The following is an 18,627-nucleotide window of genomic DNA, read 5'->3' as shown; positions in this document are numbered from 1 at the left end:
CGTCGCCTCACGCCATCAACATCAATTGTCGATAAAGGCTGGCAGCCGATTTGGATTGATCATCGTGTCGACGAATCTCGCGCGTTCGCCAATCCGCCGATTGTGCGGATGAGGAAGCTCAAGGCATTGCCTGGAATTGCAGACGATTGCGGGAGACGGTTGCTCGATGCTCACGGGCTCGCGCATCTGCTCGGGCAGCTGCGGCGCGGGCAAAGCCATTCGCGACTTCACGTAACCTGCGAGTTCTGCGGTCGGTACGCGAGGGGCCGCCGCTGGCGTAACCGTGAGGTTCGCTCCGACAAAGGCGAAGGCGTAGTTCGATGAGGCCGCCAGCGTCCCCTGCGTGATGCCGTAGACGCCGGCATCGCTGGCAGTCGTCGCCGACGTCGCCAGCGCACCCGACAGCGTGTCGCCATTGACCAGGCCCGAACCACCGACCTGATAGGTCAGCGCCGGGTTTGTGTCGCCATAGCCGCGACTTTTCGCATCGGCCGTCACCGTGATCGCGCGCCGCGTGACCGTGAGATTGGCGCTCGCATAGTTCAGCGCGTAGTTGGTCGAGGCTACGAGGCTTCCTTGCGTAATGCCGTAGACACCGACATTGCTGGCTGCTGTCGCCGACGTCGCCAGCGCACCCGACAGCGTGTCGCCGTTGGCGAGGCCGGAGCCACCGACCTGATAGGTCAGTGTCGGGTTTGTGTCGCCATAGCCGCGGCTCTTGGCATCGGCCGTCACCGTGATGGCGCGCTGGGTGACGGTCAGGTTGGCGCTCGCATAGTTGAGTGCATAGTTGGTCGAGGCTGCGAGGCTTCCTTGCGTAATGCCGTAGACGCCGACGTTGCTCGCTGCTGTCGCCGACGTCGCCAGTGCGCCCGACAGCGTGTCGCCGTTGGCGAGGCCGGAGCCGCCAACCTGATAGGTCAACGCCGGGTTGGCATCGCCATAGGCGCGGCTCTTGGCGTCGGCCGTCACCGTGATCGCGCGCTGGGTGACGGTCAGGTTGGCGCTCGCATAGTTCAGCGCGTAATTGCCCGAGGCCGCGAGGGTACCCTGCCCGATACCGTAGGTGCCGACGTTGCTGGCTGTCGTCGCCGACGTCGCCAACGCGCCCGACAATGTATCGCCGTTGACCAGTCCCGAACCGCTAACCTGATAGGTCAGCGCTGGATTGACATCGCCATAGACGCGGCTCTTCGCATCGGCCGTCACCGTGATCGCCCGCTGGGTGACGGTCAGATCAGCGCTCGCATAGTTCAGCGCGTAGTTGCCCGAGGCTGCCAGCGTTCCCTGATTGATTCCGTAGGTACCAACGTTGCTGGCTGCGGTCGCCGAGGTCGCCAGCGCGCCCGATAAGGTGTCGCCGTTGGCGAGGCCTGAGCCACCGACTTGATAGGTCAGCGCCGGGTTTGTGTCGCCATAGGCGCGGCTCTTCGCATCAGCCGTCACCGTGATCGCGCGCTGGGTGACGGTCAGATCAGCGCTCGTATAGTTCAGCGCGTAGTTGCCCGAGGCTGCCAGCGTGCCCTGATTGATGCCGTAGATGCCGACATTGCTGGCTGCGGTCGCCGACGTAGCCAGCGCACCCGACAGGGTATCGCCGTTGGCGAGGCCGGAGCCACCGACCTGATAGGTCAGCGCCGGATTGGCATCGCCATAGGCACGGCTCTTCGCATCGGCCGTGATGGTGAGCGCGCGCTGGGTGACGGTCAGATCAGCGCTCGTATAGTTCAGCGCGTAGTTGCCCGAGGCCGCCAGTGTCCCCTGATTGATTCCGTAGGTGCCGACATTGCTGGCTGTTGTCGCTGATGTCGCCAGCGCGCCCGACAGCGTGTCGCCGTTGGCGAGGCCTGAGCCACCGACCTGATAGGTCAGCGCTGGATTGGCATCGCCATAGGCTCGACTCTTGGCATCGGCCGTGATGGTGAGCGCGCGCTGGGTGACGGTCAAATCAGCGCTCGTATAGTTCAGCGCGTAATTGCCTGAGGCCGCCAGTGTCCCCTGATTGATTCCGTAGGTGCCGACATTGCTGGCTGTCGTCGCTGATGTCGCCAGCGCGCCCGACAGCGTGTCGCCGTTGGCGAGGCCTGAGCCACCGACCTGATAGGTCAATGCGGGGTTGGCATCGCCATAGGCGCGGCTCTTGGCATCGGCCGTCACCGTGAGCGCGCGCTGGGTGACGGTCAAATCAGCACTCGTATAGTTCAGCGCGTAATTGCCCGAGGCCGCCAGTGTTCCTTGGTTGATGCCGTAGGTGCCGACATTGCTGGCTGTCGTCGCTGATGTCGCCAGCGCGCCCGACAGCGTGTCGCCGTTGACGAGGCCCGAGCCACCGACCTGATAGGTCAGCGCTGGATTGGCATCGCCATAGGCTCGACTCTTGGCATCGGCCGTGATGGTGAGCGCGCGCTGGGTGACGGTCAAATCAGCGCTCGTATAGTTCAGCGCGTAATTGCCTGAGGCCGCCAGTGTCCCCTGATTGATTCCGTAGGTGCCGACATTGCTGGCTGTTGTCGCTGATGTCGCCAGCGCGCCCGACAGCGTGTCGCCGTTGGCGAGGCCTGAGCCACCGACCTGATAGGTCAATGCGGGGTTGGCATCGCCATAGGCGCGGCTCTTGGCATCGGCCGTCACCGTGATCGCGCGCTGGGTGACGGTCAAATCAGCACTCGTATAGTTCAGCGCGTAATTGCCCGAGGCCGCCAGTGTTCCTTGGTTGATGCCGTAGGTGCCGACATTGCTGGCTGTCGTCGCTGATGTCGCCAGCGCGCCCGACAGCGTGTCGCCGTTGGCGAGGCCTGAGCCACCGACCTGATAGGTCAATGCGGGGTTGGCATCGCCATAGGCGCGGCTCTTGGCGTCGGCCGTCACCGTGATCGCCCGCTGGGTGACGGTCAAATCGGCACTCGTATAGTTCAGCGCGTAATTGCCCGAGGCCGCCAGTGTTCCTTGGTTGATGCCGTAGGTGCCGATATTGCTGGCTGTCGTCGCTGAGGTCGCGAGCGCACCCGACAAGGTGTCGCCGTTGACCAGGCCCGAGCCGCCGACCTGATAGGTCAGCGCCGGGTTGGCATCGCCATAGGCGCGGCTCTTGGCATCGGCCGTCACCGTGATCGCGCGCAGGCCCACGGTCAGGTTGTTGTCCGTATAGTTCAGCGCGTAGTTGCCCGAGGCCGCCAGCGTTCCCTGCGTGATGCCATAGGTGCCAACGTTGCTCGCTGTTGTCGCTGATGTCGCCAGCGCGCCCGACAGCGTGTCGCCGTTGACGAGGCCCGAGCCACCGACCTGATAGGTCAGCGCCGGGTTGGCATCGCCATAGGCGCGGCTCTTGGCATCGGCCGTCACCGTGAGCGCCCGCAGGCCCACGGTCAGGTTGTTGCCCGTGTAGTTCAGCGCGTAATTGCCCGAGGCCGCCAGCGTGCCCTGATTGATTCCGTAGGTGCCAACGTTGCTGGCTGTCGTCGCTGAGGTCGCCAGCGCACCCGACAGCGTATCCCCGTTGACGAGGCCCGAACCGCCGACCTGATAGGTCAGCGCCGGATTGGCATCGCCATAGGCGCGGCTCTTGGCATCGGCCGTGACCGTGAGCGCGCGCAGGCCCACGGTCAGGTCGTTGCCCGTGTAGTTCAGCGTGTAGTTGCCCGAGGCCGCCAGTGTTCCCTGCGTGATGCCATAGGTGCCAACGTTGCTGGCTGTCGTCGCTGAGGTCGCCAGCGCACCCGACAGCGTATCCCCGTTGACGAGGCCCGAACCGCCGACCTGATAGGTCAGCGCCGGATTGGCATCGCCATAGGCGCGGCTCTTGGCATCGGCCGTGACCGTGAGCGCGCGCAGGCCCACGGTCAGGTCGTTGCCCGTGTAGTTCAGCGCGTAGTTGCCCGAGGCCGCCAGTGTTCCCTGCGTGATGCCATAGGTGCCAACGTTGCTCGCTGTTGTCGCTGAGGTCGCCAGCGCACCGGACAGCGTATCCCCGTTGACCAGGCCCGAACCGCCGACCTGATAGCTCAGCGCCGGGTTGGCATCGCCATAGGCGCGGCTCTTGGCATCGGCCGTCACCGTGAGCGCCCGCAGGCCTACGGTCAGGTCGTTGCCCGTATAGTTCAACGCGTAATTGCCCGAGGCCGCCAGCGTGCCCTGATTGATTCCGTAGGTGCCGACATTGCTGGTCGCCGTCGCCGACGTAGCCAGCGCACCCGACAAGGTATCGCCGTTGACCAGGCCCGAGCCACCGACCTGATAGGTCAGCGCCGGGTTGGCATCGCCATAGGCGCGGCTCTTGGCATCGGCCGTCACCGTGATCGCCCGCAGGCCCACGGTCAGGTTGTTGCCCGTATAGTTCAGCGCGTAATTGCCCGAGGCCGCCAATGTTCCCTGCCCGATCCCGTAGGTGCCGACGTTGCTCGCTGTCGTCGCCGAGGTCGCCAGCGCACCGGACAGCGTATCCCCGTTGACGAGGCCCGAACCGCCGACCTGATAGGTCAGCGCCGGGTTGGCATCGCCATAGGCCCGGCTCTTGGCGTCGGCCGTCACGGTGATGGCACGCTGGCCGATCGTCAGATTGGCGCTGTTGTAGGTCAGCGCATAGTTGGACGAGGCTGCCAGCGTGCCCTGGTCGATGGCGTAGGCGCCGACATTGCTCGTCGTCGTGGCCGACGTCGCCAACGCGCCCGAAAGTCTGTCGCCGTTGACCAGGCCGAAGCCGCCGAGCAGCCAGGTGAGCGCCGGATTGGCGTCGCCATAGGCGCGGCTCTTGGCGACCGCCGTCACGGTGATGGCACGCTGGCCAATCGTCAGGTTGGCTCCCGTAAACGACGACAGTATGTAGTTGCTCGAGGCGCCCAGTGTGCCCTGCGTGATGCCGTAGGTGCCGACATTGCTGGCTGTCGTCGCCGACGTTGCCAGCGCACCCGACAACGTATCTCCATTGACCAGCCCGGAGCCGCCGATCTGATAGGTCAGCGCCGGATTTGCATCGCCATAGGCCCGGCTCTTCGCATCGGCCGTTACCGTGATCGCCCGCAGGCCGACGGTGAGATCGGCGCCTGTAAATGAAGACAGTGTGTAGTTGCTCGAGGCGGCCAGCGTGCCCTGCGTGATGCCGTAGGTGCCGAAATTGCTGGCTGTCGTCGCCGACGTTGCCAGCGCACCCGACAGCGTATCGCCATTGACCAGCCCGGAGCCGCCGACCTGATAGGTCAGCGCCGGGTTGGCATCGCCATAAATGCGGCTTTTGGCATCGGCCGTCACTGTGATCGATCGCGGCGTGACCGTCAGCGCGGCAGGCGTTTGGATCAGGCGATAGGCCTGCCCGGCGGTGCTGACGACGCTGCCGCCCGCCGTGATCGCGTAGCTGCCGGCATTGGACGTCGTCGTCGCCGCCGTCGACAGCGAGAGGCCGGCGAGAACGGCTGATGTGTCGCCCGTATGCAGGCCGTAATACGTATAAGTAAGCGCCGGGTTGGCATCGCCGTAGGTCCGCAACGCATTGGCGGGATCGACGCGCAGGACATAGTTGACGCCGTAGAGCTGCGGATAATAGCCGGCGCTCGGCGCCGACCACACGTTGGAGAAGTCCCAGCCGGCGTACGTGGTCGCGTAGTTGGCAGGATTCTGCATCTGGCTGGTCGTCAGGCCGATCCCGCCGTTGACGGCTCCGTTTCCGATGGCGTTAATCTGGCCTGTCGTCACCGTGTCAAAATAGGATTGGCTGATCGTGCCACCGTTATTGCTGACCAGCCCGCCGGTGGTAGTGCCGCTCACCGCCCCGGCGGCGTAGGCCTGGGTGATGGTGCCGCTATTGTTACCGGCAAGACCTCCGGCGTTCTTGCCGCTGACCGCGCCGACGGCGTAGGCCTGCGCGATCGCGCCTTCATTGTAGCCGACAAGCCCGCCGACATAAAAGTTGGGGGTGCCGACCGTCACGCTGGCATAGGATTGCGTGACGTTGCTGCCCGCACCAACGTTGTACCCGACCAGCCCGCCGATATATCCGCCTGTGCCGTTCACCACGCCAGTCGCATAGGACCGCGTGATGGTGCCGGCATTGTTGCCTGCGAGCGCGCCGACATTGTTCCTGCCAGTCACTGCCGCGCCGAGCAGACCGACGTCCTGCACCGTTACGCCCGCGCCAACATACCCAAACAGTCCGACATCGTCGGTGGTTGGCCGATTGATGGTCAGGTTCGCAATGGTGTAGCCTTGGCCGTTGAACCCTCCGATGAATTTGGTGGCGGTGCTGCCGATCGGGACGAAGCCCGCCGACGACCACATGCCGGGATATTTGCCGCCGACCGCCGCCAGGCTGGAGCCGAGGTCGATATTGCCCGCCAGCGTGTAGCTCGCGCCGAGATTCATCGCCATCAACTGCAGCTGGTGCGCGTTGGTGATGGTGGTCTGGTATTCCCAGCGGCCGAACGGCCGGGTCTGGCCGTCGACCATGAACCAGCCGGTCGTGCCCGTTCCGGGAAAGCTGAAGCTGCTATAGGCGCTCTGCTTGTAGGCGTAATTGGCGGCTGCGGATTGCGCCGGGTCGCTGGTGACAGCCGTCACGCCGGCCGAACCGCCGGAGCCGACGCCGGACACCTGCCCCGTCGTGTAACTATCCCAGTAGGATTGCGTGATGGTGTTGCCGTTGTAGCCGACCAGGCCGCCGACAGCGCTCGGGCTGGCGCCCGTGCCGGTCACGGCGCCCGTCGCATAGACCTGAGACATCGAGCCGGCGGTGGGGCCGGCAGCGATATTGTTCAGCCCGACGGCGCCGCCAACATAGAGCGGTCCGCTCACGCTGCTGTTCGAATAGCCATTCGTCAGGACCTGAAAGTTGTAGCCGACGAGACCGCCGGCGCCGGCACTGATGGCGGTGACCGATCCGCTCGAGTAGACATTGCTGACCGTCCCGTAGTTGGCGCCGACGAGCGCGCCGACAGTCGTCCCGCCGGTGACGGTCGCACCGATGACGCCGACGTTGCTTACCGTGGCGCCGGCGGCGAGATAGCTGACCAACCCGATGTTTTGGTCCGACGGACGATTGATGAAGAGGCCCGAGATCGTGTGGCCCCGGCCGTCGAAGTTTCCGGTGAAGGAATTGCCGGCCCCGATCGGCTGGAACCCGGCCCCGCTATTCCAGGCGGACGTGATTCCGGCGTCGATATCGCGTCCGAGCGCATAGGTGCCGGCCTTGTTGTTGTTCATATTCTGCAGGTCATAGACCGTGTTGACCAGCATGTTCGTCTTGAGCGTAGCGCCGCCGGTGACGTTGCCGCTGAAAGTCGTCTGCGTCCACGCCGTGTATTTGGCGGCGTTGACGGTCGAGCTGCTGCCGGTCGGATTGTAGAAGATCGAGACCGTTCCCGCGGTCGAGACCTGGCCGCCGCCGAACGTCACGGTGCCGGTGCCGGTGCCCGCATTGTCGGCGCCCAGCACGACACCGCCACCGCCGCTGCTGGCGATGTTGGCGTTGACCGCGATGTTGCGATAGGCGCTGAGCGTCAGCGTCGCGCTGGTCGACCAGCTGATGCCGCTGGCCACCGTGATGTCGCCATTGCCGCCGGTGCCGGTCGCACTCGTCTGCTGGGTGACATTGCTGCCCCCGTTCAGCGCGGTCGCGATGGTGCCGGCGAGCGTCGCGTCGATCGTCAGATCCACCGGATCGAGCAGCCATGCTCCGCCGTGGCCGGCATTGACGCTGCCGCCGGCGAAGTCGAACACATGCCCCGAGGTCTCGATGAAACCGCCGCGCAGCCCCTGGGTGCTGATCGCGCCGCCAAACGACGTCGTGCCGTCAGACCACACCACCACATTGCCGCCGGCGCCGGACGTGCCGTCGGCCGTGATCGTCGCACCGGCCTCGATCGTCGTGTTCTGCGCATTGGCGATGGTTTGCGGCAGAAATTTTAGCGCTGCGTCCGATCCGCCGGCGCGATCGCCGCCGATCAGCACGGTGCCGCCCGACGTCCCGCTGGCATCGATCGCAGCGCCCGACGTCAGGGTGACGTCCGTGCCCGTCACCACGACAGTGCCGCCGGCGCCGCCGTCACCCTTCGCCTCGATCGTGCCGCCGACCACGACCTTGTCGCCGCTGACGACGACGTCGCCGCCGGTGAACGCGCGCCGCCCGGCGACGCCTGCACGCATCGGCGCGGGCGCAGCGTCCCCCTGAATGCGCCGCGCCACGACTTTCTGTGTCACGTTGACCGAACCGCCCTCGGCCGTGAGGAAAATTCGGCCGCCCTTGCTGGCGACGCCAGTTGCGGTGATGGCCCGCCCGGTGTTGCCGGCAAGCGCATAAATGTTGCCGCCATTGGCGCGCAATTCCACTTCGGCAGCGCGGATCGCACCGCTGTTGCGGATCTCGCCATCCTGCGCCGGACGCCGCACCGAGACCTTGCCGTTGCCGAGCGAGCCGTCGCTCAGCACCACCTCGCTGCCGGAGGCCATCGCGGCGGTGCCGTTGCGCGCGGTCAGCGAGCCGTCGTTACGAACCTGGCGGGCGATCAGCACGACATCGCCCTTCGAGGAACCAATTTTGCCGAGATTCACAACCGAGGCGTTGCTGTTGCCGCTGAAGGTCAGCGATCCTCCGGCGCGGAACTCCGCATCCTTGACGTCCAGTGTCGAGGCGACAAAACTGCCGCCGGTCTTGATCTCCCCGCTCGGCCCGACGACCACGCCCGACGGATTGACGAGGTAGACCGAGCCGGTCGCCGACAGGACGCCGTTGATCGACGACGGCACGTTGCCGGTCACGCGGTTGAGTGTCGCGCCGCTACCGTTATTGAACTGGACCTGGTTGCCTTGCCCGATCGAAAAGCTCGACCAGTTGACGATGCCGGTGCGGCTCGATTGGCTGATCGTGAGGCTGGTCGGCGACGTCGAACTGATCGAAACGTTTCCGCTCGCCACCGTTCCGCCGGTCGGCAGCGATTGCGCAATCACTGGTTGTATGTGGCCCAAACTCCACAAAAGCGCAATCACGCTGACGGAGGCCCGAAGCTCCCTCGCCGATAAAAGACCCGACGTGGATGAAACTATCAATCGAACCACCATCCGCTGCAGATCGCGGCACCACGAACTTCCCGCCTCCACAAATTCTTTGTCAGATTTGCAACGGTTCGATGCGCGCGCGACAAAGTTCCACGAGACCATCTAAGGATGTGCCAACCAATCGTCGCAAGTTTTCGTAAAATTGCGGAATGATGGCCTTCGACGGCAGACGCCGGCATCGCGCGCAATACCTGACGGCGCAAAGGCGAACGATGATCGAAGCAGATGAAGCTGCGCAGCCGCTTGCGCCGAAAGAGACGGCAGACGTCGCCGGCAAGCGAAAACAAGGTCGAGGACGACGCCGCCGTTTTCGCGCGAACGGCCGCGCACGACGCGCCGTGGCTCACGCGATCAAGATCAATTGTCGAGAGAGGCCGGCAGCCGATTGCGATCGGTCATCGTGTCGACGAATCTGGCCCGGGTGCCAATTCGCCGGTTGTCGGGATGAGGAAGCTTGAGGCATCGCTCGGATTTGCAGATCGTTGCCGCAGGGGATTGCTCGATGCTTTCGGACTCGAACTTCCGCGCGGACGGCTGGGGCACGGGCGCCGGCACTGGCGGCCTCGCGTAGGATCCAGGCCTTGCGGTCGGCACTTGAGGGGCCGCTGGCGTGATCGAGAGGTTCGCGCCAACAAAGCTGAAGGCGTAATTCGATGAGGCCGCCAGCGAGCCCTGCGTGATGCCGTAGATGCCGGCATTGCTGGCAGATGTCGCGGACGTCGACAACGCACCTGACAGCGTGTCGCCATTGACCAGGCCGGAGCCACCGACCTGATAGGTCAGAACAGGATTGGCATTGCCATAGGCGCGGCTCTTCGCGTCCGCCGTCACCGTGAGTGCGCGCGGCGTGATCGTCAGGTTCGCGCCGGTAAGGGAGGATATCGTATAGTTCGGCGAACCCAGCGTACCTTGCGTGATGCCGTAGACACCGACATTGCTGGTTGCCACAGCCGATGTCGCCAGCGCGCCCGACAGCGTGTCGCCGTTGACGAGGCCGGAGCCGAAGACGTGGTAAGTCAGCGCCGGATTTGCATCGCCGTAGACGCGGCTCTGTGCATCGGCCGTGACCGTGATTGCGCGCGGCGTCACCGTCAGGTTGGCGCTTGCATAGTTGAGCGCGTAGTTGCTCGAAGCCGCGAGGCTCCCTTGCGTGATCCCGTCGACGCCAACATTGCTGGCTGTGGTCGCCGAGGTCGCCAGCGCTCCCGACAACGTGTCGCCATTCACGAGCCCAGAGGCGCCGACCTGGTAGGTCAGTGCTGGATTGACGTCGCCATAAACTCTGCTCTTCGCGTCGGCCGTCACGGTGATCGCGCGCGGCGTGACCGTGAGATTGGCGCCCGTAAATGAAGACAGCGTGTAGTTGGCCGAAGCCAGGAGCGTGCCTTGCGTGATGCCGTACGTGCCGACATTGCTGGCTGTCATCGCCGACGTTGCCAGCGCGCCCGACAGCGCGTCACCGTTGGCGAGACCCGCCCCGCCGACCTGATAGGTGAGAACAGGATTGGCATCGCCATAGGCGCGGCTCTTCGCATCGGCCGTCACCGTAATCGCACGCGGCGTGACCGTGAGATTGGCACCGGTGAAAGAGGATATCGTATAGTTCGACGAGCCCAGCGTGCCCTGCGCAATGCCGTAGACGCCGACATTGCTGGCCGCCGTCGCCGATGTCGCCAGCGCGCCCGACAGCGTATCGCCGTTGACGAGGCCGGAGCCGCCGACCTGATAGGTGAATACGGGATTGGCGTTGCCGTAGACGCGACTCTGGTTGTCGGCCGTCACGGTGATCGAACGCGGCGTGACGGTCAACGTGCCGGGTGCATTGATGAAGCGATAGGCTTGTCCGGAGACGCTGACGGCACTGCCGCTTGCGGCGATCGCGTAGGTGCCGACATTCGACGTCGCCGCCGCCACCGTCGACACCGACAGGCCGGTCACGATCCCGGCTGTATCGCCGCCATGCAGCCCGTAGATCGAATAGGTGAACACCGGATTGGCTTCGCCATAGACCCGCGAAGCGTTGGCCGGATCGACCCGCAGCACGTAATTGACGCCGTAGAGCTGCGGGTAATAGCCAATGCTCGGCGCCGACCAGACGGTCGAAAAATCCCAGCCCGCGTAAGTCGACGCGTAGTTGGTCGGATTTTGCATCTGGCTGGTGGTGAGGCCGGTGATGCCGGAACTGACGCCGCTGCCGACGGCATTCGTCTTTCCAGACGTGTCGGTGTCCCAGTAGGACGACGTGACGGCGCCAGTGCCGGTGGCCGATCCGATCAAACCGCCGGCGGTCGTGGTGCCGGAAGTGGACGCGGCGCTCACCGCACCGACGGCGTAAGTCTGCGTAACCGTACCCGTGCCGCCTTGATTGCCGATCAGTCCGCCCGCCACGGCCTGCCCGGCCGTGGACGTAGCGCTGGCGGCACCGGTCGCGTAGGATTGGGCGGTGGCGCCGGAAGCCGTATTCCTGCCCATCAGGCCGCCCGCCATGGCCGACCCGGTAGCCGCGATGGCGGTGGCTGCACCGGTCGCATAGGACTGCGAGACCGTAGCGGTGCTACCGTTGCCGCCGATCAGCCCGCCCGCAAACGTGGTCACGGCCGATGCATACGTGGACGTGACGCCGACGGCCCCGGTGGCGTAGGACCTGGTGACGGCGCCGGAGTTACTGCCGACCAGTCCACCGCCGTACAAATTGGCGGTGGTCGACGATACCACGCTGACGGTTCCGGACGCGTAGGAGTTGTCGATGGAACCTCCCACCGAGTTGACGCCGACCAGTCCGCCGCCGAAACCCGTGGCGCTCACCGCTCCGGTTGCATAGGAATCCACGATGGTTTTGCCACCGCTGTTGTAGCCGACCAGGCCGCCGACGCCCTGGCTTCCCCCGCTGACGGCTCCGGTGGCATAGCTCCTGAGAATGCTGCCGTTGTTCTGACCGGTAAGGCCGCCGGCGCGCGTACCGCCGGTTCCGGCCGTCACATTGCCGGTCGCGTAGCTGTCCTGGATGCTGCCGCCCGCGTTGCTCCATCCGACGAGACCGCCCATGGAGGAACTCGTAGTGGTCGTTCCGACGACCAAGACGGCCGCCCAGCTATTGGCAACACTGCCCAAAGATTCGCCTGCCAGCCCGCCGCCGAAGCCTCTCGCCGTGACGGTGCCGGTCGCCGAAGCATTGCTGATGCTTCCCTGTGTCAGGCCGACCAACACGCCGACGCGATCCTGTCCGGTCACACTAGCGCCCTGCAAGCTGACATTCCCCAGCGTGGTTGCGGCTGCTGCATAACCGAACAGGCCGACATAATTGGTCGATGGCAGACTTATGGCCAGGTTCGAGATCGTATGGTTCTGACCGTCGAAACTCCCGGTGAATTGCGTGGCAAGAGTGCCGATCGGCGAGAAGCCGTCCGGCGACCACATGCCGGGATACTTGCCTCCCGCAGCAAGACCGCTCGAGAAATCGATGTTGGATGTGAGCCGGTAGCTCGCACCGAGGTCCATCGCCATCAACTGAAGCTGATGCGCGTTTGAGATATTGGTCGAGTATTCCCACTGGCCGAACGGACGGGTCTGGCCATCGACCATGAACCAGCCGGAAGCGCTATTGCCGGCGGTGAAGTCGAAGCCGAAATAGGCGCTCTGCTTGAACGCATAGTTTGCCGCAGCTGATAGCGCCGGGTCGCTGGTCACGGCGCTCAGACCGGTCGAGGCGTCGCCCCCACCGATCCCAGCCGCCTGACCGGTGGTGTAGCTGTCCCAATAGGACTGCACGATGCCGTTACCGTGGGTGTAATACTCGGAGTTGTTGCCGACCAGCCCCCCAACATTGGTCGTGCCGCGCACCGCGCCGGTGGCGTAGGATTGCGTGACGGTGCCCTCGTTGTAGCCGACCAGACCGCCAACTGTGTCGGTGCCGTTCACCGCTCCGGTCGCGTAGGATTGCGTGACAGAGCCATAGTTGTAGCCGACCAACCCGCCTGCCCAATTCGGGCCGGTGACGGCTCCAGTGGCATAGGACTGTGTGATGGAGCCGCTGTTAGTCCCGACCAGCCCGCCGACATCGTAGGCGGCGCCAGTTACAGCTCCCGTTGCGTAGGACTGAGCGATCGAGCCATAATAATTGTATCCGACCAGGCCGCCCACGTGGCCGTCAGCGGCAGTGACCGCACCGGTCGCGTAGGATTGCATGACCGCACCAGCGTTGACGCCGGCGAGCGCTCCCACTAAGCCGCGACCGGTGACGGAGCCGCCCAGCAGCCCGACATTGCGTACCATCGAGCCGCTATCGAGGTAGCTGAACAATCCGACAAAGTCGCTCGAAGGCCGATTGATGAAGAGGCCCGCGATCGTGTGACCCTGGCCGTCCAAGTTTCCGGTGAAGCTGTTGTTGGCCCCGATCGGCTGGAATCCGGCCCCGCTGTTCCAGGTGGACGTGATGCCGGCATCGATGTCGCGGCCGAGCGCATAGGTACCGGTCAGATTGTTCTGCATGTTCTGCAGGTCGTAGACGGTGTTGACCAGCATGTAGGTATTGAGCGTGGCGCCGCCGGTGACGTTGCCAGCGAAGTTGGTCTGCGTCGGCGCCGTGTATTTGGTGGCGTTGACGATCGAGCTGCTGCCCGTCGGATTGTAGAAGATCGACACCGTTCCCGCGGTCGACACCTGGCCGCCGCCGAACGTTACGGTGCCGGTGCCCGTGCCGGCGTTGTCCGCACGCAGCACGACGCCGCCGCCACCGGTGCTCGTGATATTGGCGTTGACCGCGATGTTGCGATAGGCGCTCAGCGTCAGCGTCGCATCGCTCGCCCAGCTGATCCCGCTTGCCACCGTGATATCGCCATTGCCGCCGGTGCCGGTCGCCGTCGTCTGCTGGGTGACGTTACTGCCCCCGTTGAGCGCGGTCGCGATGGTGCCGGCGAGCGTCGCATCGATCGTCAGATCCACCGGATCGAGCAGCCATGCGCCGCCCCTGCCGGCATTGACGCTGCCGCCGGCGAAGTTGAACGTATGCCCCGAGGTCTCGATGAAGCCGCCGCGCAGCCCCTGGGTGCTGATCGCGCCGCCAAATGACGTCGTGCCATCCGACCACACCACCACATTGCCGCCGGTGCCGGACTTGCCGTCGGCCGTGATCGTCGCACCGGCTTCGATCGTCGTGGCCTGCGCATTGGCGATGGCCTGCGGCAGAAACTTCAAAGCAGCATCGGCCCCGCCGGCGCGATCGCCGCCAATCAGCACGGTGCCGCCCGACGTCCCGCTGGCGTCGATCCTTGCACCCGACGTCAGGGTGACGTCCTTGCCCGTCACCACGACGGTGCCGCCTGCGCCCTTATCGCCCTTGGCCACGATCGCGCCGCCGACCACGACCTTGTCGCCACTGACGACGATGTCTCCGCCGGTGAACGACCCGCGTCGTCCGGCGATCCCCGCGACCATCGGCTTAGCGTCTGCCTGAATGCGCCGCGCCGCGACCTTCTGCGTCACCTTCACCGAACCGCCCTCGGCGGTCAGAAAAATCCGGCCGCCCTTGCTGGCGACGCCGGTTGCGCTAATGGTCCGTCCGGTATTTCCGGCGAGCGCATAAATGTTGCCGCCATTGGCGCGCAATTCCACTTCCGCGGCACGGATCGCGCCGCTGTTGCGGATCTCGCCATCCTGCGTCGGGCGCCGCACCGAGACCTTGCCGTTGCCGAGCGAGCCGTCGCTCAGCACCACTTCGCTGCCGGACGCCATCGCGGCCGTGCCGTTGCGCGCGGCGAGCGAACCATCATTACGGACCTGGCGCGCGATCAGGACGACGTCGCCGGTTGACGAGCCGATCTTGCCAAGGTTCACCACCGAGGCATTGCTATTGCCGCTGAAGGTCAGCGAGCCGCCGGCCCGGAAATCCGCGTCCTTCACATCCAACGTCGAGGCGACGAAACTGCCACCGGTCTTGACCACCCCGCTCGGTCCCACCACGATTCCGGACGGATTGACGAGGTAGACCGAGCCGGTCGCCGAAACCACGCCGTTGATCGACGACGGCACGTTGCCGGTCACGCGGTTGAGCGTGGCGCCGCTGCCGTTATTGAACTGAACCTGGTAGCCCTGCCCGACCGAAAAGCTCGACCAGTTGACGATGCCGGTGGCGCTCGATTGGGTGACCGTGAGACTGGTCGGCGACGTCGAGCCGATTGCAACTTTTCCGCTCGCTACCGTTCCCCCGGTCGGCAGCGATTGCGCTATCGACGGCTGCGCGCAGCCCAAGCCCCACAACAGCGCGATCAAGCTGACGGAAGCTCGAAATTCCCTCGTGCACGATTTGATGGCCGGCGAGAGACACGACGCGGAAGAGACGATCAATCGAACCACCATGCACTGAAAGGTGGCCGTGCCGCTCCGTCTCAACAAATTCCTCGCCGGGCTTGCACGGTTCCATCCACACGCCGCTACCGTCGCAGGTTCCCATCTAAGGATGCATCAAAAAACAAGCGCAACTTATTGGAAAATTGTAAATGACGAACCGGCACCCGGCGTTGCGCGGGACATGACGGCGCGCGACCCCGGCCCAACTATCCGATGTGATTGCCCTTGCGATGCTGCCTCGACATCCGGCGTTGCCTGGACACCATCTGTTCAATCTCCCAGAACATCCAGACGAACGCAGAACCGAGACCAATCACGACAATCAAAAACATCAATGTCAATTCGGGCTGTGTGAGCATGTTCAACATCCCCCGATGCGGACGACGTATCAGCGAACGATCTCAATAGCGGCCACGGTGCAATAACACCGGGGCCGCGCTATTCATCCCGCTTGCACCGGCTCAGCCGCAGACCTGCACGGGCCGGATGCGCCAGCCGTACGGCGTAAGCACACTCCGCCGAATGATGTAGCAGCCGCCATCGCCGTAATAATAGGGATCGTCGTAATAGCCGTAATCATAGTAGTCGTTGTAGTAGCCGTAGCCCAAGCCTAGTCCGACCGCCGTCACAGCAAACGGAAATCTCCGGTGATGCCTGAATCCGGGGCGGAAGCCACTGTTGAAGCGGTTGACGGCAAAGGTGCCGCCGCGAAATCCGGCAGCCGGCAACGCGACCGCGGCCGTACGGAAACCACCGCCGCCAATCGCGGCCGTACGGAAACCGCCGCCGATCGGGGCCGCACGGAAGCCGCCACCGCCGATCGCGGCAGCCCGGAAGCCACCGCCTCCCATTCCAATTGCGCCGCCGCGGAAGCCGCCTCCGCCCATTCCCATCCCGCCACCGCGGAAGCCACCGCCGCCCATTCCCATTCCACCACCGCCACCGCGGAAGCCGCCGCCACCACCACCACCGCCAAAGCCACCACGGGCAAAAGCTGCGTCCGGCGCCAGCATGGCGACCGCTGCGCATGCGAACAAGGCGATCATCATTTTGCGTAACATCACCCATCCTCCATGATCTTGCGTTCGAACGCTCGACGCACTTTCGGCGTCGGATCTGACACATCCCTCGGTAACTCTAGGACGAGTTCTCGAGGTTGGTTCGGTAATCTTGCTCACTTCTGCGCGACTGCATTTGGCAGATCAGCAGCCGCGGCAAATGCTCTTGATCTTGCGATCGACCTCCTTGTTCTCTGCATTGATCTCGACGTCGCCGCTCGTCTGAGGGCCCGTTACGGTCGTCCCCGACCCTGGCGATTTCGCCGAACCGGTCGTTACACCGCTGCCCGTGTTAACGCCGGAGCCTGACGACTGTGCGGTGCCGGCGGTGTTGGTCCCCGGCGCAGGTGGCCTGGACGCGTTCGCCGCGCCGCTTGGATCTTCGCCGGCATTGTTAAGTCCTCCGGGAGCGGCGGGCCCGGGAGGAACGCCGCTGGTGCCTTGCGAACCGGCACCGGCCGAGCCTGCGCTCGGCGAGCCGGCGGCGCTACCGCTGCTGCTGCCGGCAGATGATCCGCCCGCGGATCCGCCTGCACTCTGGGCAAACGAAGCGACCGGGGATATCAGGATTGTGATTGCCGCAACTGCGGCTGCTGCAGATACCAGCTTCATCGGAAATCTCCTTTTTGAAGCAACGACAGCGCCCCGCCCGTTGTTCCTACAGGGAACGATTCCGCCGCCAGATCATTCATTCACATCCGCTCGACGCCCGGAGTGATCACGCTTGCGCAAATTGATCGCATTCGACGATGACACGCTCGACAAGCTTACCCAGCTTGCGCGCGACCGGATGGGGACGTTTCAGGAATTGGCCGACGAAGCCTTTGCGGACCTGCTCAAGAAGCACGGCATTCCCGTCGACCTCAAGGACGCGCTGCGAAAAAGCGCAGGGCTCTCGAAGGCCGCCGCGCCGAAGAAATCGAAAACTGGAAAGGCTCCAGCATGAATTCCGACCCCGACCCTTTCGAGCAAGGCGAGCGCGCTGCTCGCCAGAACATTCCGGCGGAAGCAAATCCCTATCAGGATGGCAGCGACGAGCATGCGCTCTGGGCTGCCGGCCATGAAAAGGTCGCCGGTGCCCGTGAGGCGAACGAAAGCGAAGGCACGTGAAACGGAAAACGGGTTTCCGTCTTCAGCCGATCTTCTTCAGTCCATTTTTGAAGCGTGGTCCGTTGCGTTGGTAGGACTTCGCGGCACGCCCCATCGCCGCCGACTGCTCCGGCGTCAACGTCCGGACCACGCGCGCGGGCGAACCGATGATCAGGGAGTATTCGGGATACTCCTTGCCTTCGGTAATGATCGAGCCTGCGCCGACGACGCTGCCGCGGCCTATTCGCGCGCCGTTCATGACGATCGAGCCCATTCCGACAAGCGCGTCGTCTTCAAGCGTGCAACCGTGCAGGATCACATTGTGGCCGACCGTGCAATTGGTGCCGATCGTGAGTGGAAAGCCGGGGTCGGTATGGCAGGTGCAATTGTCCTGCACGTTGGAGCCTTCGCCGATCTCGATCCACTCATTGTCGCCGCGCAATACCGCGCCGAACCACACGCTGGCGGAATTCAAGAGGCGCACCTTGCCGATCACGGTAGCGGTATCTGCGATGAAATAATTTCCGTCCGCGGGGAGTTCGGGCCCCTGTCCGTCGAGTTCGTAGGTCGCCATAGCAAAAAGGTCTCCGTTACCGGAGACCTTGGCACAGCCGCTGGCGCGGGATCAAGCGAGCCGGGCGCGAACCTCAGACCAGCACGCCGGTGGCCCGCAGCGTCATCAGGAAAAACGTGCCGGACATTAGGCTCCAGAAGCCTGAAAGCACGGTCGCCATCAACACGAATTCGAAGCGGCGGCGCTCGATCTTCGCGCCGCGCAGCGTGTTGCGCATGATGATGAAGGGTGCGGCGAAAACCAGAAACGGCACGGCCGCAAACGTCTTCGGCGCCACGCCTTCCCCAAGCAGCCCGAACCCCGCCGGCCGCTCCGCCATCGCCTGATAGCCGCTGGCGAGCGCGCCAGCGAGTGCAAAGCCGATGAAAAGGGAGAACAGGGAATTCAACGCATCGGGCGACATGGCAAACTTTTCCCCTACTCGAAAAACCGCGCCCTGCTTTCGCAAAATTGGCCAGCTGCCGCCACAGCATCCTTAAGGAAAGGTTAATGACGGGCCGCCGGGACCTCGTTTGCGCATGG

The 18,627-nt window shown here is 64.5% G+C and carries 9 protein-coding genes; 2 read left to right on the top strand and 7 right to left on the bottom strand.

Features of this window, described 5'->3' with window-relative positions; all coding sequences use genetic code 11:
• Nucleotides 1-21: 21 nt before the first annotated feature.
• The 5 genes from ACVWVY_RS22315 to ACVWVY_RS22295 form a co-directional block, all read right to left on the bottom strand.
• A complete protein-coding gene (locus ACVWVY_RS22315; RefSeq protein ID WP_456628404.1) occupies nt 22-8,931 on the bottom strand; it encodes an MBG domain-containing protein in 8,910 nt (2,969 codons plus the stop codon).
• Nucleotides 8,932-9,396: 465 nt separating this feature from the next.
• A complete protein-coding gene (locus tag ACVWVY_RS22310; RefSeq protein ID WP_456628403.1) occupies nt 9,397-15,306 on the bottom strand; it encodes an MBG domain-containing protein in 5,910 nt (1,969 codons plus the stop codon).
• A 284-nt stretch (nt 15,307-15,590) separates the two neighbouring features.
• Nucleotides 15,591-15,743, bottom strand: coding sequence for a hypothetical protein (locus tag ACVWVY_RS22305; protein ID WP_456628402.1), 153 nt, complete (start codon nt 15,741-15,743; stop codon nt 15,591-15,593).
• Nucleotides 15,744-15,845: 102 nt separating this feature from the next.
• Nucleotides 15,846-16,445 (bottom strand): hypothetical protein, encoded by a 600-nt coding sequence (locus ACVWVY_RS22300; RefSeq protein WP_456628401.1) that lies wholly within the window; start codon nt 16,443-16,445, stop codon nt 15,846-15,848.
• A 141-nt stretch (nt 16,446-16,586) separates the two neighbouring features.
• Entirely contained in the window at nt 16,587-17,054 is a 468-nt protein-coding gene (locus tag ACVWVY_RS22295) for a hypothetical protein (RefSeq protein WP_456628400.1), read from the bottom strand.
• 112 nt (nt 17,055-17,166) lie between these two features.
• Between ACVWVY_RS22295 and ACVWVY_RS22290 the strand changes: the two genes are divergently transcribed.
• The gene (locus ACVWVY_RS22290) at nt 17,167-17,388 is read left to right on the top strand and encodes a hypothetical protein (RefSeq protein WP_456628399.1); all 222 of its coding nucleotides are present in this window, start codon (nt 17,167-17,169) and stop codon (nt 17,386-17,388) included.
• Nucleotides 17,385-17,552: a hypothetical protein gene (locus ACVWVY_RS22285; RefSeq protein ID WP_456628398.1), complete on the top strand. Its 168-nt coding sequence runs from the start codon at nt 17,385-17,387 to the stop codon at nt 17,550-17,552. The genes ACVWVY_RS22290 and ACVWVY_RS22285 overlap by 4 nt, the downstream gene beginning before the upstream one ends.
• Nucleotides 17,553-17,574: 22 nt before the next feature.
• Here the strand turns inward: ACVWVY_RS22285 and ACVWVY_RS22280 are convergent, their stop codons facing one another.
• Nucleotides 17,575-18,105: a gamma carbonic anhydrase family protein gene (locus tag ACVWVY_RS22280; RefSeq protein WP_456628397.1), complete on the bottom strand. Its 531-nt coding sequence runs from the start codon at nt 18,103-18,105 to the stop codon at nt 17,575-17,577.
• A gap of 73 nt (nt 18,106-18,178) precedes the next feature.
• Nucleotides 18,179-18,508, bottom strand: coding sequence for a DUF6949 family protein (locus ACVWVY_RS22275; protein WP_456628396.1), 330 nt, complete (start codon nt 18,506-18,508; stop codon nt 18,179-18,181).
• Between the last annotated feature and the right edge of the window lie 119 nt (nt 18,509-18,627).

It is taken from the genome of Bradyrhizobium sp. URHC0002, from assembly GCF_054059515.1.
Note: the sequence above shows the minus strand (reverse complement) of the source record. Positions and strands in the feature narration are given on the sequence as shown.

What these genes read in the sequence shown, in the direction of transcription:
- ACVWVY_RS22305 (WP_456628402.1), bottom strand. Translation starts at nt 15,743, where the DNA reads ATGCTCACACAGCCCGAATTGACATTGATGTTTTTGATTGTCGTGATT.
- ACVWVY_RS22300 (WP_456628401.1), bottom strand. Translation starts at nt 16,445, where the DNA reads ATGTTACGCAAAATGATGATCGCCTTGTTCGCATGCGCAGCGGTCGCC.
- ACVWVY_RS22295 (WP_456628400.1), bottom strand. Translation starts at nt 17,054, where the DNA reads ATGAAGCTGGTATCTGCAGCAGCCGCAGTTGCGGCAATCACAATCCTG.
- ACVWVY_RS22285 (WP_456628398.1), top strand. Translation starts at nt 17,385, where the DNA reads ATGAATTCCGACCCCGACCCTTTCGAGCAAGGCGAGCGCGCTGCTCGC.
- ACVWVY_RS22280 (WP_456628397.1), bottom strand. Translation starts at nt 18,105, where the DNA reads ATGGCGACCTACGAACTCGACGGACAGGGGCCCGAACTCCCCGCGGAC.
- ACVWVY_RS22275 (WP_456628396.1), bottom strand. Translation starts at nt 18,508, where the DNA reads ATGTCGCCCGATGCGTTGAATTCCCTGTTCTCCCTTTTCATCGGCTTT.